12 protein-coding genes are annotated in these 13,820 nt (G+C 72.9%); 7 read left to right on the top strand and 5 right to left on the bottom strand.

The annotated features are described in order from the left end of the window. The first annotated feature begins 42 nt into the window (after positions 1-42). Positions 43-1,524, top strand: coding sequence for a ribosome biogenesis GTPase Der (gene der, locus AQJ66_RS15970; protein ID WP_061921591.1), 1,482 nt, complete (start codon positions 43-45; stop codon positions 1,522-1,524). Positions 1,525-1,600: 76 nt separating this feature from the next. On the opposite strand, the gene AQJ66_RS15965 is transcribed toward der, so the two are convergent. Then, entirely contained in the window at positions 1,601-1,993 is a 393-nt protein-coding gene (locus AQJ66_RS15965) for a hypothetical protein (protein ID WP_061921588.1), read from the bottom strand. 77 nt (positions 1,994-2,070) lie between these two features. After that, positions 2,071-2,856 (bottom strand): hypothetical protein, encoded by a 786-nt coding sequence (locus AQJ66_RS15960; protein ID WP_061921585.1) that lies wholly within the window; start codon positions 2,854-2,856, stop codon positions 2,071-2,073. A gap of 541 nt (positions 2,857-3,397) precedes the next feature. Here AQJ66_RS15960 and AQJ66_RS15955 point away from each other — a divergent pair. Next, entirely contained in the window at positions 3,398-4,078 is a 681-nt protein-coding gene (locus tag AQJ66_RS15955; RefSeq protein WP_061921582.1) for a LysM peptidoglycan-binding domain-containing protein, read from the top strand. Positions 4,079-4,598: 520 nt separating this feature from the next. Continuing rightward, on the top strand, positions 4,599-4,814 hold the full coding sequence (locus AQJ66_RS15950) for an I78 family peptidase inhibitor (protein ID WP_061921579.1): 216 nt from the start codon (positions 4,599-4,601) through the stop codon (positions 4,812-4,814). 122 nt (positions 4,815-4,936) lie between these two features. On the opposite strand, the gene AQJ66_RS15945 is transcribed toward AQJ66_RS15950, so the two are convergent. Together AQJ66_RS15945 and AQJ66_RS15940 are read right to left on the bottom strand one after the other, a co-directional pair. Beyond that, positions 4,937-5,956 carry a phosphatase PAP2 family protein gene (locus tag AQJ66_RS15945; protein ID WP_061921575.1) on the bottom strand — a complete coding sequence of 340 codons (1,020 nt, stop codon included), beginning with the start codon at positions 5,954-5,956 and terminating at the stop codon, positions 4,937-4,939. A gap of 238 nt (positions 5,957-6,194) precedes the next feature. Then, positions 6,195-7,361 (bottom strand): glycosyltransferase family 39 protein, encoded by a 1,167-nt coding sequence (locus AQJ66_RS15940; protein ID WP_061921570.1) that lies wholly within the window; start codon positions 7,359-7,361, stop codon positions 6,195-6,197. A gap of 256 nt (positions 7,362-7,617) precedes the next feature. Between AQJ66_RS15940 and AQJ66_RS15935 the strand changes: the two genes are divergently transcribed. Then, a complete protein-coding gene (locus AQJ66_RS15935; protein WP_061921567.1) occupies positions 7,618-9,222 on the top strand; it encodes an MFS transporter in 1,605 nt (534 codons plus the stop codon). 115 nt (positions 9,223-9,337) lie between these two features. Beyond that, the gene (locus tag AQJ66_RS15930) at positions 9,338-10,528 is read left to right on the top strand and encodes an acyl-CoA dehydrogenase family protein (RefSeq protein ID WP_061921564.1); all 1,191 of its coding nucleotides are present in this window, start codon (positions 9,338-9,340) and stop codon (positions 10,526-10,528) included. A gap of 35 nt (positions 10,529-10,563) precedes the next feature. On the opposite strand, the gene AQJ66_RS15925 is transcribed toward AQJ66_RS15930, so the two are convergent. Continuing rightward, the gene (locus tag AQJ66_RS15925) at positions 10,564-11,001 is read right to left on the bottom strand and encodes a cell division protein SepF (RefSeq protein WP_061921561.1); all 438 of its coding nucleotides are present in this window, start codon (positions 10,999-11,001) and stop codon (positions 10,564-10,566) included. Between the two features lie 308 nt (positions 11,002-11,309). Between AQJ66_RS15925 and AQJ66_RS15920 the strand changes: the two genes are divergently transcribed. Both AQJ66_RS15920 and AQJ66_RS15915 read left to right on the top strand, forming a co-directional pair. Next, positions 11,310-12,563, top strand: a complete 1,254-nt coding sequence (locus AQJ66_RS15920) for a DUF5685 family protein (RefSeq protein ID WP_079060239.1) — start codon at positions 11,310-11,312, stop codon at positions 12,561-12,563. Positions 12,564-12,816: 253 nt separating this feature from the next. Beyond that, positions 12,817-13,716 carry a S1 family peptidase gene (locus AQJ66_RS15915; protein WP_061921555.1) on the top strand — a complete coding sequence of 300 codons (900 nt, stop codon included), beginning with the start codon at positions 12,817-12,819 and terminating at the stop codon, positions 13,714-13,716. The last annotated feature ends 104 nt before the right edge of the window (positions 13,717-13,820 follow it).

Genomic DNA, 13,820 nt, shown 5'->3' with positions numbered 1-13,820 from the left:
GGTCCACCGATCACCACGAAGGAACGACGAGGTACGCACTTCATGAACGACCAGATCCAGCCCGGCGACTCGGCTGAGCACGAGTACGACCACGGGGCTCTCGGCGACGCCGAGTACGCGGAGTTCATGGAGCTCGCCGCGGAAGAGGGCTTCGACGTCGAGGACGTCGAGGGCGCCATCGAGGCGGCGGGCCACGGCCCGCTGCCCGTGCTCGCCGTCGTCGGCCGGCCGAACGTCGGCAAGTCGACCCTCGTCAACCGGATCATCGGCCGCCGTGAGGCGGTCGTCGAGGACAAGCCCGGCGTCACCCGCGACCGCGTGACCTACGAGGCCGAGTGGGCGGGCCGCCGCTTCAAGGTCGTCGACACCGGTGGCTGGGAGCAGGACGTCCTCGGCATCGACGCCTCCGTCGCCGCGCAGGCCGAGTACGCGATCGAGGCGGCCGACGCGGTCGTCTTCGTGGTGGACGCCAAGGTCGGCGCCACCGACACCGACGAAGCGGTCGTACGCCTGCTGCGCAAGGCCGGCAAGCCCGTCGTGCTGTGCGCCAACAAGGTCGACGGCCCGAGCGGCGAGGCCGACGCGTCCTACCTGTGGAACCTCGGCCTGGGCGAGCCGCACCCCGTCTCCGCCCTGCACGGCCGCGGTACCGGCGACATGCTGGACGCCGTGCTGGAGGCGCTGCCCGAGGCGCCGGAGCAGAGCTTCGGCCGCGCCGTCGGCGGCCCCCGGCGCATCGCGCTCATCGGCCGCCCGAACGTCGGCAAGTCCTCGCTGCTGAACAAGGTGGCCGGCGAGGAGCGCGTCGTCGTCAACGAGCTGGCCGGCACCACCCGCGACCCGGTCGACGAGCTGATCGAGCTGGGCGGAGTGACCTGGAAGTTCGTCGACACCGCGGGCATCCGCAAACGGGTCCACCTCCAGCAGGGCGCCGACTACTACGCATCGCTGCGCACCGCCGCGGCCGTCGAGAAGGCGGAGGTGGCCGTCATCCTGATCGACGCCTCCGAGAACATCTCCGTCCAGGACCAGCGCATCGTCACCATGGCGGTGGAGGCGGGCCGTGCGGTCGTCCTCGCCTTCAACAAGTGGGACACCCTCGACGAGGAGCGCCGCTACTACCTGGAGCGGGAGATCGAGACCGAGCTGGGCCAGGTGGCGTGGGCGCCGCGGGTGAACGTCTCGGCCCGCACCGGCCGGCACATGGAGAAGCTGGTGCCGGCGATCGAGACGGCGCTGGCGGGCTGGGAGACGCGTGTCCCGACCGGCCGGCTGAACGCCTTCCTCGGCGAGCTGGTCTCGGCCCACCCGCACCCGGTCCGGGGCGGCAAGCAGCCGCGCATCCTCTTCGGCACCCAGGCCGGCACCAAGCCGCCGCGGTTCGTCCTCTTCGCCTCCGGCTTCATCGAGGCGGGCTACCGGCGCTTCATCGAGCGCCGCCTGCGCGAGGAGTTCGGCTTCGACGGCACCCCGATCCACATCTCGGTGCGGGTGCGCGAGAAGCGCGGCGCGAAGAAGAAGTAGCCGCGGCCGCCGTAGGACGGTTCACGACGACGCGAAGGGCGCCCCCCGGAGTACGGGGGGCGCCCTTCGCCGTGTCTTACTGGCCGCGGCGCGGAGCCGGTGGCAGGGCGGCCGCCGGAACGTGGTGCATCCCGGTGTCGTGCTGCCGCCCGAGCGTGCCGATGCGCTGCCACTGCGGCTGCTGGGCGCCGCTGTGGCGGGCGCTGTACGCCCCCGCGCTGTAGGCGCTGTACGAGCTGGTGCGGTACGAGCCGCTGCTGTGCGGGGCGATCCCGAAGGGGCTGAACCCCATCTCCTCCTCACCGCTGCGGTCGCCCGGCAGCGTACGGAAGGCCTTGACCCACTCCGCGTAGAGCGAGTCGTAGATCGGCGTGGCCGATGGCCCGGCGGTCGCCTCCTGCGCCGCCCGGGCGGACGGGATGGGGGCGAGACCGGACCGGCGCGGAGGAGGAGTGTCGTATGCGTGCACGTATGTCCAAACGACCGGCACCGCAAAGGGATGCGGTCGGGCCGGACAGGGGTGCGGGGCGGCGCCGGGCCGGCGGCTCAGGTGCCGGCGAGCGGCAGCGCCGCCGCGACCAGCTTGCCGTTCGCCGCCGCCTTGTCCAGCGCCTCGCGCAGCAGGTCCTCCCGCGGCTGGCGGCCGATCGAGCCCACCGGCGCCGCGAACATCAGCACCTGCTGGTGCTTGTTGGCGGCGGCCCGCCAGCTGTCCGTCACCTGCAGCGGCTGGTGCGCCTGCCACCAGGCCACCGGCTGCCCGCCGTCGGTCCCGGGCTGGAGCACCGCGTGCAGCTGCCCCACGGCGAGCAGCACCGACCAGCCGTGCAGCACCGACGGCACGGAGACCAGCTCGGTCACCGGCATGAACCCCTGCTCGATGAGCAGCGGCAGGAAGTCGTCGCCGGCCCCGGTGGAGCCGGGGCGGACGATCGGCGCGGTCGGCTCGACCACGAGCGCCGGGTGCAACTCGCCCTCGACGAGCACGAGTCCGCTGGTCACGCCGAGCACGGCCTGCTCGGCCGCGGCGCCCCGCGCCCCGCCGGCGCCCGCGGCGTCACCGCCGATGGAGCGGACGGCGCCCTGCAGCTGCTCCTCGGTGACCTGCACGACCTGCGAGGGCAGACAGCCGGCGTGGGCGAAGGCGAGGACGGCGGTCTCCTCGCCGACGAACAGAACGGTGCTGGTGCGCTCCTGCTCGGAGTCGCCCGGGGTGCGGCAGGACGTGCAGTCGTAACTGCCCGGGGCGTTCTCTCCGGCGAGCAGCCGGTCGGCTTCTTCGTCGCCGATCTCGGCGCGTACGGCGTCACTGACGTCGAGCATGCGCGGCACGGTGGCTCCCTCGGAATGCGGTGCTGGATCGACCGGGTGGCTCCCGGCCGATGAGCCCCGGCGTTTTCGGGCTCATGAAGAAGACAACGGACGTCCTGTGGTGGGGGTCACGCTCCGGGGGGAACGGAATCGAACCATCCACCGCACAGGGTCACCATCGGTGCGGAACACGCCACTCATCGTCAACTCCTCGCGTCGTCAAGGAACTTGAACGGGTGAAGTGGGTCACAGATCAACAGGGCCAGTGGTCGAAAAATCAGGAAATCAAGGTATGAAAAGGCTGGCCGAAAATCGCCGATACCGGAGGTAACGGCGAACTGGCCTGGCACGACGGGCAGTTGGTTGCTGACGGCGCCCCGGGCTCCCTACATTCCTCCGCCGTGTGCAACGAGCACCGCTCGGGTACGTCCGCCGGCCGGCACCAGGCATCGCGCGATCACCGCGCCGGCCGCGGCGGACGGGACGGGCGCGACCGACCACGGTCCTGCGTGGGAGGGCGCGTCCCGTCCGGGGGAGCCCGGGTTCGTGGAGAGGGAACCAGATGTCCGACTGTGCCGATACCAACCGCAGCACCGCGACCCACGACGGCGCCCGCAGGGGCCGTACGGCGGCCGTCCTCGCCGGAGCCGCGCTGCTGGCCCCGCTGGGGCTGCTGGCCGCGACCGGCAACGCCGCCGCGGCGGACAACGGGGTGTGGGACCGCATCGCCCAGTGCGAGAGCGGCGGCGACTGGCACATCAGCACCGGCAACGGCTACTACGGCGGGCTCCAGTTCTCCGCCGGCACCTGGCGTGCGTACGGCGGCACCGCCTACGCCCCGACGGCCGACCAGGCCTCGCGCGGCGCGCAGATCGCCGTCGCCACCAAGGTCCAGCACGCCCAGGGCTGGGGTGCCTGGCCGGTCTGCTCGGCCCGCGCCGGCGCCTCCGGGGCCGCGCCCGCGTCCACGTCCTCCGGCACGTCCTCCGGCACGGCGTCCGGCAGCGACGTGACGGCGAAGTCCGCACCGGCGAAGTCCGCTCCGGCGAAGGCGCCCGAGCGCCCGGCCGCCCACACCGGCCGCAGCGCCTCCCGCGGCGACTACACCGTCCGCGAGGGCGACACCCTGAGCCTGATCGCCGCCCGGCACGGCACCACCTGGCAGCGGATCTACGCCGCCAACGAGAAGGTCATCGGCGCCGACCCCAACCTGATCGTCCCGGGCCAGCGCCTCGCGCTCTGAGGCGACGCCTCCCACGCACACGACAGCCGCTGTCCGCGATCGAGGACGGCGGCTGTCCGCGTCCCCGGCCGCCGCACGGCAGCGCACCGGCTGACCGAGGTGATCCGGACGGTCCGGGACCGGCTCGACGCCGCTCCGGCCCGGTCCGCGAGGCCGGAGCCGGCCGAGCGCGGTGACGGGGACCATACGGCGGTTGTGTGCGGAATCGGTGAATTTCCCCTGAGCCGCCGCCCGGCCCGGCGACGCGCGGATTCCGCGCGGAAACGCCTCCCCGGCACACGCTCCGAACCGGTCCGGATGCCCACGCGGTGCTTTTCGGCCGGAAATTCGAAGGGGTACTTCGGCGCGCGAGAATTCTGTTCGAATACCCCCGTCGGGCGCCCGGAAACCCCCGCACGGGTGACGGAGTTCGGCGGAATCACGTGTCGGGCACCTGTGACAGAAGCGTGACCGGGAAGGGATGCGCGGGTGCCGCCGGGTCCGCCTTCCGTCGCCGCCCGCCCTGGCCTAGCGTGGCCGCATGGCACAGATTCCCACTCCGCCGGCGGAGCCCCAGGACAGTCCGGAGGGGTACGTCGGTCTCGACGCCCCGCACGCCGAGCGGCTCGCGCGGGAACGCGGGTGGTCGACGGTACGGTCGCTGCCGCCCGGCGCGATCATCACCATGGAGTACCGGGCGGGGCGGCTCAACTTCGAGGTGCGCGACGGCCGGGTGGCCCGCGCCTGGAAGGGCTGACCCGGCCCACCGGCCCCGGCAAGTCGAAGGCCCCGCTCCCGAGCCCGGGAGCGGGGCCTTAGGACTTGCCGGTCGGGCGGGGCTGGGGTGTGCGTACCGGCCCCCGCCGCCGTGGCGGAGCGTCAGGTGAGCGGGCGGGCCGGGGAGGCGCCGCGCGGGAGCCGGTCGGCGTGCGGCGGGCGGCGGCTGCCCACCGGCGTGACGGGGGTGCGCTCGGAGCGCGGTGTGCGGGCCCCCGCCGCGAGATGGACGGGCGGCCGGGTGGGCCGCGCCGACGACACCGGCTCGCGCGCCGGGGCGGGCTGCCGCTCGGTGGGCACGGGAAGCGGTCCCAGCGCCACCGGTGCGACCGGCACGACGGGCGCCGGCACCGGGCGGCCGCGGCGGGCGCGCCAGCGGTCGCGCAGGTCGAACAGCGCGTTCTCGGCCCTGGCGATCAGCGGCTCGCACCAGGGCAGGGCGAGCAGGATCAGCAGCCCCGCGGCCCAGCCCAGCAGCACGTCGCTCAACCAGTGCGTACCGAGGTAGACCGTGGTGAGACCGACGCCGAGCGAGGTGACCGCCGACACGGCGGACAGCCAGCGGCGGGCCCGCGAGGAGGAGGCCAGATAGGCCAGGATTCCCCAGGTCACCACCGCGTTGGCGGTGTGGCCGCTGGGAAATATATCCCCGCCCAGGCCCATCTCGTTGGAACCGATCGCCGTCGCGTAGTGCGGACCGAGCCGCCCCATGCCGTACTTGGCGGCGCCGACCGTGATGTTCAGCAGCAGCAGGGAGGCGGCCAGGGTCAGCAGCGGGCGCAGCGTGTGCTGCCGCCAGGATCGCCAGCCGAGCCAGGACGCGACCATCACCGCGGTGGGGCCGCGCTGGCCGAGCACCACGTAGTAGTCGAGGAAGGCGTGGATCTGCGGCCACTGCTGGTACGGCCGGAAGAACATGACCTGCCAGTCGAGCCGGACCAGCCAGGAGGTGATCACCACGGCCCACACGATCGCCAGGTAGAAGGCGAGGGTCGCCGTGAACAGCACGACCCGGTGCCGGCTCATCCTGGGCACATCGAGGTGAGCCGGTCGTTCCGGCTCACGGTCCAGTCTGGCGAACACCCGGTCCAGACGCCGGGTGAGGTTTCGTTCGGTACGCACCCAATCGACGTTACAGCGAGTGAGCTCTCATCCCGGTCGAAACAGCGGCTTTGTGATGACGATGTGATGTGGGAAACCTCTCAGGAGCGGTCTGAATTACCGGGATTCCGCAATCCTGTGAGGCCCGCTCGGCGCAATTCCTTTGATCATGCCGGGTGTTGTTTATATCGCCCTTATGAATGCGTTCACCGGGGCATCGTGCGGAATTTCACGCAGCGTCATCGGCCGTGGGGGCGACTCACGGAGGGCCGGAGCCGTTCAGCCAGAACGCGCCGTAGACCGCCGACGCCACCGCCACACCCGCCGTGACCAGCACCGACCTGGACAGGCGCAGCCCGGCCAGGGCGCGGGCGAGCGGGAACAGCACCGGGAAGGCCGGCATCAGCAGTCGCGGCTTCGAGCCGAAGTAGCTCGACGCGCACAGGGCGAGGGCGAGGACGACACCCGTGTACACCAGCAGCGCGAGCGGCTGACGCTGCCGCACGCCGGTGACGTACAGCCAGATCAGCAGCGCCACACCGACGACCAGGCCGGTGCCGGCGAGGGCCGACGGGAACGACGCGAACCTGCCGGCCACGAAGCGGGCGAAGGCGTACCCGCCGTCGAACCCGTTGCGCCACCCGGCCTGCACGTCCAGATAGCCCAGCGGCCCCCTGCCGGTGCGCCGCCCGACCCAGAGCACGTAGCCGGCGGCGCCCAGGGGGGCGAGCAGCAGACCGAGGAGGCGATGCCAGGCGGGGAGGTCCGGCGACCGCCCCGCGCGCCGGTCTTGTACGAGGGAGAGCACGCCCGCCGCCCACACCGCCGCCGCCACCGCGAGCCCCACCGGCCGGGTCAGCCCCGCCAGTGCCGCCAGCAGCCCCGCGACCGGCCACCGCCCGGTCAGCACCGCGTACAGCGACCACGCGGCCAGCGCCGTGAACAGGGACTCGCTGTACGCCATGGACTGCACGATCCCGACCGGCAGCACCGCCCACAGCAGCACCGCGCAGACGCCCACCCGGGGCCCGTACACCCGCTCCGCGACCGCGAAGATCCCCCAGGCCGCCGCGAGCGAGGCGAGCAAGCCGACGGCGAAGCCGGCGTCCGCGTACGACAGCGGCGCCACCGTGTGCCCCAGCCGCTCCAGCCACGGCAGCAGCGGGAAGAAGGCCAGGTCGGAGTGGACGTCGCCGTTCGGCAGCCGCACCTCGTAGCCGTACCCGGAGCCGGCGACCCGCGCGTACCAGAGCGAGTCCCACCGCTCGGTCAGCAGCGTGTAGGCGCTCTTGCCGCGGGCGGCGCTCCAGACGGCCAGCACGGCCAGGCACAGCGCGCGGACGGCCGCGTACCCGAGGAGGGCCGGGGCCGCCCGGCGCAGGAGGGGGGCGGGAGGCGCCGGCGCGCGCGTCGCAGGGTCGGTCACGGGCTCGATTATCGGACGGCCCGGGAACACCGGCCGCCGGGGCGTGGTCGAGGACGGCCGGGGTGGTGTACGCCACACGGGTTCGGTCGTGCGGGTGAGAGGTCCGCCACGCGTCCGCACGGCGGACTCGCGTACGCTGCAGAGTCACCCGCGTGGGTTTGCGCGGGCCGGAGAGACCGCCCTCTCCGGCCGTACGACGGGGAGTCCCCACCCCGCCGATCCGCCGCACGCGAGGGATCATCTGGGAGGTACGTACATGTCCGGGACGACCACGGCCGCCGTTCGGCTGCGCCGTCGGGCGGCCGGGGCCGGTGCCAACCGCTGGGTCGTCCTGGTCGTCCTCTGCGTCAGCCTGCTGCTCGTCGCCCTCGACGCGACCGTGCTGCACGTGGCGGTCCCCGCCGTCACCGAGGACCTCAGGCCCGGCGCCATAGAACTGCTCTGGATCGTCGACATCTATCCGCTGGTCTGCGCCTCGCTGCTCATCCTGTTCGGCACGCTGGGCGACCGGATCGGACGCAGACGGGTCCTGCTGCTCGGGTACGCGCTGTTCGGGGTCGCCTCCGCGGTGGCGGCCTTCGCGCCGTCGGCCGGGATACTGATCCTCGCCCGCGCCCTGCTCGGCGTCGGCGGCGCCATGATCATGCCGGCGACCCTCTCCCTCCTCCGCCAGGTCTTCCCCGACCGGCGCGAGCGCGCGCTGGCCATCGGCATCTGGAGCGCCGTCGCCGCCGTCGGCGCGGCGGTCGGACCGCTGCTCGGCGGCTTCCTGCTGGAGCACTTCTGGTGGGGCGCGGTCTTCCTGGTCAACATCCCGCTGATGCTGGTCAGCCTGCCGATCGGGCGGATCCTGCTGCCCGAGTCGCGGAGCGACGGCGAAGGCCCCTGGGACGTGACCGGGGCGCTGATGGCGGCGGTCGGGCTGTTCGGCGTCGTCTTCGGGGTGAAGCGGCTCGGCGGCGGCGAACCGGCGGCGAGCCCGCTCACGCTGGCCCCGCTGCTGGTGGGCGCCGTCCTGCTCGTCCTCTTCGTACGGCGCCAGGGCCGGCGCCGTCATCCCCTGGTGGACCTCGGCATGTTCCGCCGGCCGGCGTTCAGCACGTCGGTGGGCTGCATCGTCCTGGCCATGCTCGCGCTGGTGGGCCTGGAGCTGATCGCGGCCCAGTACCTGCAACTGGTCCTGGGGCTGTCACCGCTGCGGACGGGCCTGCGGCTGCTGCCGCTGACCGTCGCGGCGATGGCGGCGGGCCTGGCGGGCGCGCGGATGCTGCGCCGGTTCGGGCCGCGCCGCATGGTCTGCTTCGGTTTCTGCCTCACCGCCGCTGCGGTCGTCACCCTGACGGCGATGGGGGGCACCGACGACGCGCCACTGCTGCTCGCCGGCTTCGTGCTGCTCGGCTTCGGCCTGGAGACCACCCTCTTCGGGGCGTACGAGTCGATGCTGAGCGAGGCTCCCGCGGGACAGGCCGGCGGGGCGGCGGCGATCGGCGAGACGTCGTACCAGCTGGGCGCCGGCATCGGGATCGCGCTGCTCGGCAGTGTGATGAACGCGGCCTACGCGCCCGGTCTCGCCGCGGTGCCGGGCGTCCCCTCCGGCGCGTCGGCGCAGGCGGGCCACTCGCTCGGCGAGGCCTACCAGGTCGCCGGCCGGCTGGGCGGAGCGACCGGGGCCGCGCTGCGCCGGGCCGCCCGGGACTCCTTCGTGCACGGGCTGCACGTGACGCTGCTGGTGAGCGCCGGCCTGCTGCTGCTCGGCGCGGTGATGGCGCTGCGGCTGCCCCGGACCATGACGTGCGGCGAGGAGCCGCTCGCGGGGGTGCCGTCCCCGCGCGAGGCGGAGAAGCCGAGGGTGTCGGCCTGACGGCTCTGGACGTGCGGGACGCCGCGCCGTAACGTCGGCCGGGAGATCGTAACTAGCGCTGCTAATTTATCTCGTCCCTGTCGCAGTCCTCTCGCAGTGTTCCGGAGGGTGTCCCATGTCCGCGTCCGCGAAGTTGCCCCCGTTCGACGCCGCCGACCCGCTCGGCATCGACGACCTGCTGGACCCGGAGGACCTGGCGATCCGGGACACGGTCCGCGGCTGGGCGGCCGACCGCGTGCTGCCTTACGTCGCCGACTGGTACGAGAAGGGGGAGCTGCCCGGCATCCGGGACCTGGCGCGTGAACTCGGCGCCATCGGCGCCCTGGGCATGTCCCTCACCGGATACGGCTGCGCCGGCGCCACGGCGGTGCAGTACGGGCTGGCCTGCCTGGAGCTGGAGGCCGCCGACTCGGGCATCCGCTCGCTGGTCTCGGTGCAGGGCTCGCTCGCCATGTACGCGATCCACCGGTTCGGCAGCGAGGAGCAGAAGCGGGAGTGGCTGCCGCGCATGGCGGCGGGCGAGGTGATCGGCTGCTTCGGGCTCACCGAGCCCGACCACGGCTCCGACCCCGCCTCGATGCGCACCCACGCCAAGCGCGACGGCGACGACTGGGTCCTCAACGGCCGCAAGATGTGGATCACCAACGGGTCGGTCGCCGGGGTGGCCGTCGTCTGGGCGCAGACGGAGGAGGGGATCCGCGGGTTCGTCGTCCCGGCCGGCACCCCCGGGTTCTCGGCGCCGGAGATCAAGCACAAGTGGTCCCTGCGCGCCTCGGTCACCAGCGAACTGGTGCTGGACGACGTACGGCTGCCCGCCGGCGCCGTCCTGCCGGAGGTCACCGGCCTGCGCGGACCGCTCGGCTGTCTGTCGCACGCCCGCTACGGCATCGTCTGGGGCGCGATGGGCGCGGCGCGCAGCAGCTTCGAGGCGGCCGTCGAGTACGCGAAGACGCGGGAGCAGTTCGGGCGGCCCATCGGCGGCTTCCAGCTCACCCAGGCCAAGCTCGCCGACATGGCGGTCGAACTGCACAAGGGGATCCTGCTCGCCCATCATCTGGGGCGGCGGATGGACGCCGGCCGCCTGCGTCCCGAGCAGGTCAGCTTCGGCAAGCTCAACAACGTCCGCGAGGCGATCGAGATCTGCCGTACGGCGCGGACCATCCTCGGTGCCAACGGGATCTCCCTCGAGTACCCCGTGATGCGGCACGCGACCAACCTCGAGTCGGTGCTCACCTACGAGGGCACTGTCGAGATGCACCAGCTCGTGCTGGGCAAGGCGCTCACCGGGCTCGACGCCTTCCGCTGAGCACCGGGCGGGGGCGGGGCCGGTGGGGCCCCGCCTCAGCTCTGGTTGAAGAAGCCGTCCTCGCGGCGCGAGGCGGGCTCGCCGCTGACGATCTCCGTGTTCGCGGGGGTCAGCAGGAAGACCCGGTTCGCGACCCGCTCGATGGTGCCGCGCAGGCCGAAGGTCAGGCCGGCCGCGAAGTCCACGACGCGCTTGGCGTCGGCGGCCTCCATCGCCGTGAGGTTGACGATGACCGGGACGCCGTCCCGGAACAGCTCGCCGAGGGCGCGGGCGTCCCGGAAGCTGTCCGGGGTGACCGTGCCGATCCGGCGGCCCTTCTCCTCGGCGGTGTCCGTGGCCACCTTCACCCGGGGGTCCGTGACCCAGGCGTCCCCGGACTCGGGGCCCTCGGAGTAGTCGTCGTCGTAGTAGCGCTCGTCATCGTTGTCGTCGACGAGGCCGAGCCACGCACTCGCCTTGCGTACCGATCCCATGGACGCCTCCTCTCACAGCGGTCCTTCTTGCTTCCGCACTATGGTCATCCATGATGCGGACGGTGCGCCAAGTGAATAGACGCCGCGCGGGGGGTTTGTGACGGTACTGGTGCACAGCGGATCCGTCGAGAGCCCTTGTGCCCCAAGGGTGACGACTCATACGGCTGCTGACTGAGAGTGAAATATGATTGTCGTCAGCGGATGGGTGACGCACGGGGCGTCCGGGTGAACGCGAGGGCTGCTGCGGGCCGCAGGCCGGCCGGTACGATGCCGCAGCTCAACGTCGCACCACACCACGGGGGATCGTCGTGTTCGGAATCGTCAGACCCTGCGCCCACCGGCTCGGGGAGGGCCTCAAAGTCCTGTGGATGGCTCACTTGTGCGGGCTGTGCCTCGCGCTGCGCCGGGATCACGGACAGTTCGCTCGTATCGTAACGAACTATGACGGACTTCTCATATCGGTCCTGACGGAGGCTCAGGCAGGCACGGGTAGCGGGGGACGGCGCACCGCCGGGCCGTGCGCCCTGCGCGGGATGCGGACGGCGTCCGTCGCCCAGGGCGAGGGCGCCCGGCTCGCCGCAGCCGTCTCGCTGGTGCTCGCCTCCGCCAAGGTGCGCGACCACGTCGCCGACCGCGACGGGCTGCTGGCCCGCCGGCCGGTCGCCGCCGCGGCGCGCCGGGTCGCGGCGAGCTGGGGGAGGGCCGGGGCGCACAGCGGCCTCGCGGTCGGCTTCGACACCGCCGTCCTCGTCGACGCCGTCGACCGGCAGACCGGCATCGAGGCCCTGGCCGGGCCCGGCACCCCGCTGCCGGCCGTCACCGAGCCGACCGAGACGGCCACCGCGGCCGCGTTCGCGCACACCGCGGTGCTGGCCGGGCGGCCGGGGAACGCCGAACCGCTCGCCGAGGCCGGCCGCCTCTTCGGGCGGCTGGCGCACCTCCTGGACGCCGTCGAGGACCGGCACGCCGACGCGCTCGCGGGTGCCTGGAACCCCCTCGCCGCCACCGGGACCTCTCTCGCCGAGGCCCGCCGGCTGGCCGACGACGCCCTGCACGGCATCCGGCTCGCCCTGCGCGAGGCGGAGTTCGCCGACGGCCGGCTGGTCCACCTGCTGCTCGCGCACGAGTTGCGGCGCTCGGTGGACCGGGCGTTCGGCACCCTGCCGGCGTGCGCCGCGCACCAGCCGGGGCCGTACGGACAGCCCGGGCCGGGACCGTACGGACAGCCGGGGCCGGGACCGTACGGACAGCCGGGGCCGGGACCGTACGCGCCGGGCCCGCACGGTCCTTACAACCCGCACGGCCCGCACGGGCCGCACGGGCCGGAGAAGCCCAAGGCGCCGCGCGGGCTGCTGGCCGGTTGTGGGGCCTTCCTGGCGCTGTGCTGCACCTGCCGGATGTGCTGCGCCGAGGAGTACGAGGGCCCGTGGTCCCGCAAGAAGCGCGAGGGCTGCTGCCAGAACTGCGACTGCGACTGCCCCTGCACGGGATGTGACGGCTGCGACGGCTGCGGCGGATGCTGCGACGGCTGTGACTGCTGCTGCCCGTGCGACGGCTGCTGAACCCCGGGCGGTGACCCGAGGCCCCGGCCGGTGACCGGGCCTCAGATCGCTGCTGCGTACGGGTGGTTAAGGAGCGGGTAAAAGGTTGACGGCTGAAAGGCGCTCTTGTGCCGACCGGCCGTTCGGCCGAATACTCCCCCTCAGCGCTTGTCAGGGGCATGAGTGTTCGGGCATCCCCGGTGTGTTCCCTGGCTGCGCCTCACGGGCCCCGACCCCACGCGGGCCCCCGACTTCCCCTGGGAGGGAACGACAAGTGAGGATCAAGCGCACCACTCCCCGCAGCGGCACCGCAAGACGGACCCGGCTGATCGCCGTGGCCACCGGCTTCCTCGCCGCGGCAGCGTTCGCAGCCCCCACCGCGAACGCGAGCGACGGCCCCTCGTTCACCGCGAGCCAGCTCACCCGGGCGAGCGACTCCGTGCTGAAGGCCGACGTCCCCGGTACGGCCTGGGCGGTGGACGGCAAGACCGACCGTGTCGTCGTCACCGTCGACAGCACGGTGTCCAAGGCCGAGATCGCGAGGATCAAGAAGCAGGCCGGCGCCACGGCGGACGCCCTCACCATCAAGCACACGCCGGGCAAGTTCAACAAGCTGATCACCGGCGGCGACGCCATCTACGGCGGCCAGTACCGCTGCTCGCTCGGCTTCAACGTGCACAGCGGCAGCACGTACTACTTCCTGACCGCGGGACACTGCGGCCAGGTCGCGTCCACCTGGTACAGCAACTCCGGCCACACCACGGTGCTGGGCACCAACGTCAGCTACAGCTTCCCGGGCAACGACTACGCCCTGGTGCGCTACACCAACACCTCGATCTCGCACCCCAGCGCGGTCGGCAGCCAGACCATCACCAGCGCCGCCACCCCGGCGGTGGGCACGACCGTCTACCGCCGCGGCTCCACCACGGGCACGCACAGCGGCCGGGTCACCGCGCTCAACGCCACCGTCAACTACGGCAGCGGTGACATCGTCTACGGCCTGATCCAGACCACGGTGTGCGCCGAGGGCGGCGACAGCGGCGGCCCGCTGTACGCCGGCACAACGGCCTACGGTCTGACCTCCGGTGGCAGCGGCAACTGCACCTCCGGCGGTACGACCTTCTTCCAGCCGGTCACCGAGGCGCTGAGCGCGTACGGTGTGAGCATCGGCTGAGGTTCCCTTCCGGGTGACCCGTGAGAGGCCCCCGCACGCCACCGGCGTGCGGGGGCCTTCCCGTGTCGCCGTGTCGTGGAGCGGGAGTGCGGGGAGGGGCGGAA

Origin of the sequence: Streptomyces bungoensis (genome assembly GCF_001514215.1) — a bacterium.
Classification (GTDB): domain Bacteria; phylum Actinomycetota; class Actinomycetes; order Streptomycetales; family Streptomycetaceae; genus Streptomyces; species Streptomyces bungoensis.
Note: the sequence above shows the minus strand (reverse complement) of the source record. Positions and strands in the feature narration are given on the sequence as shown.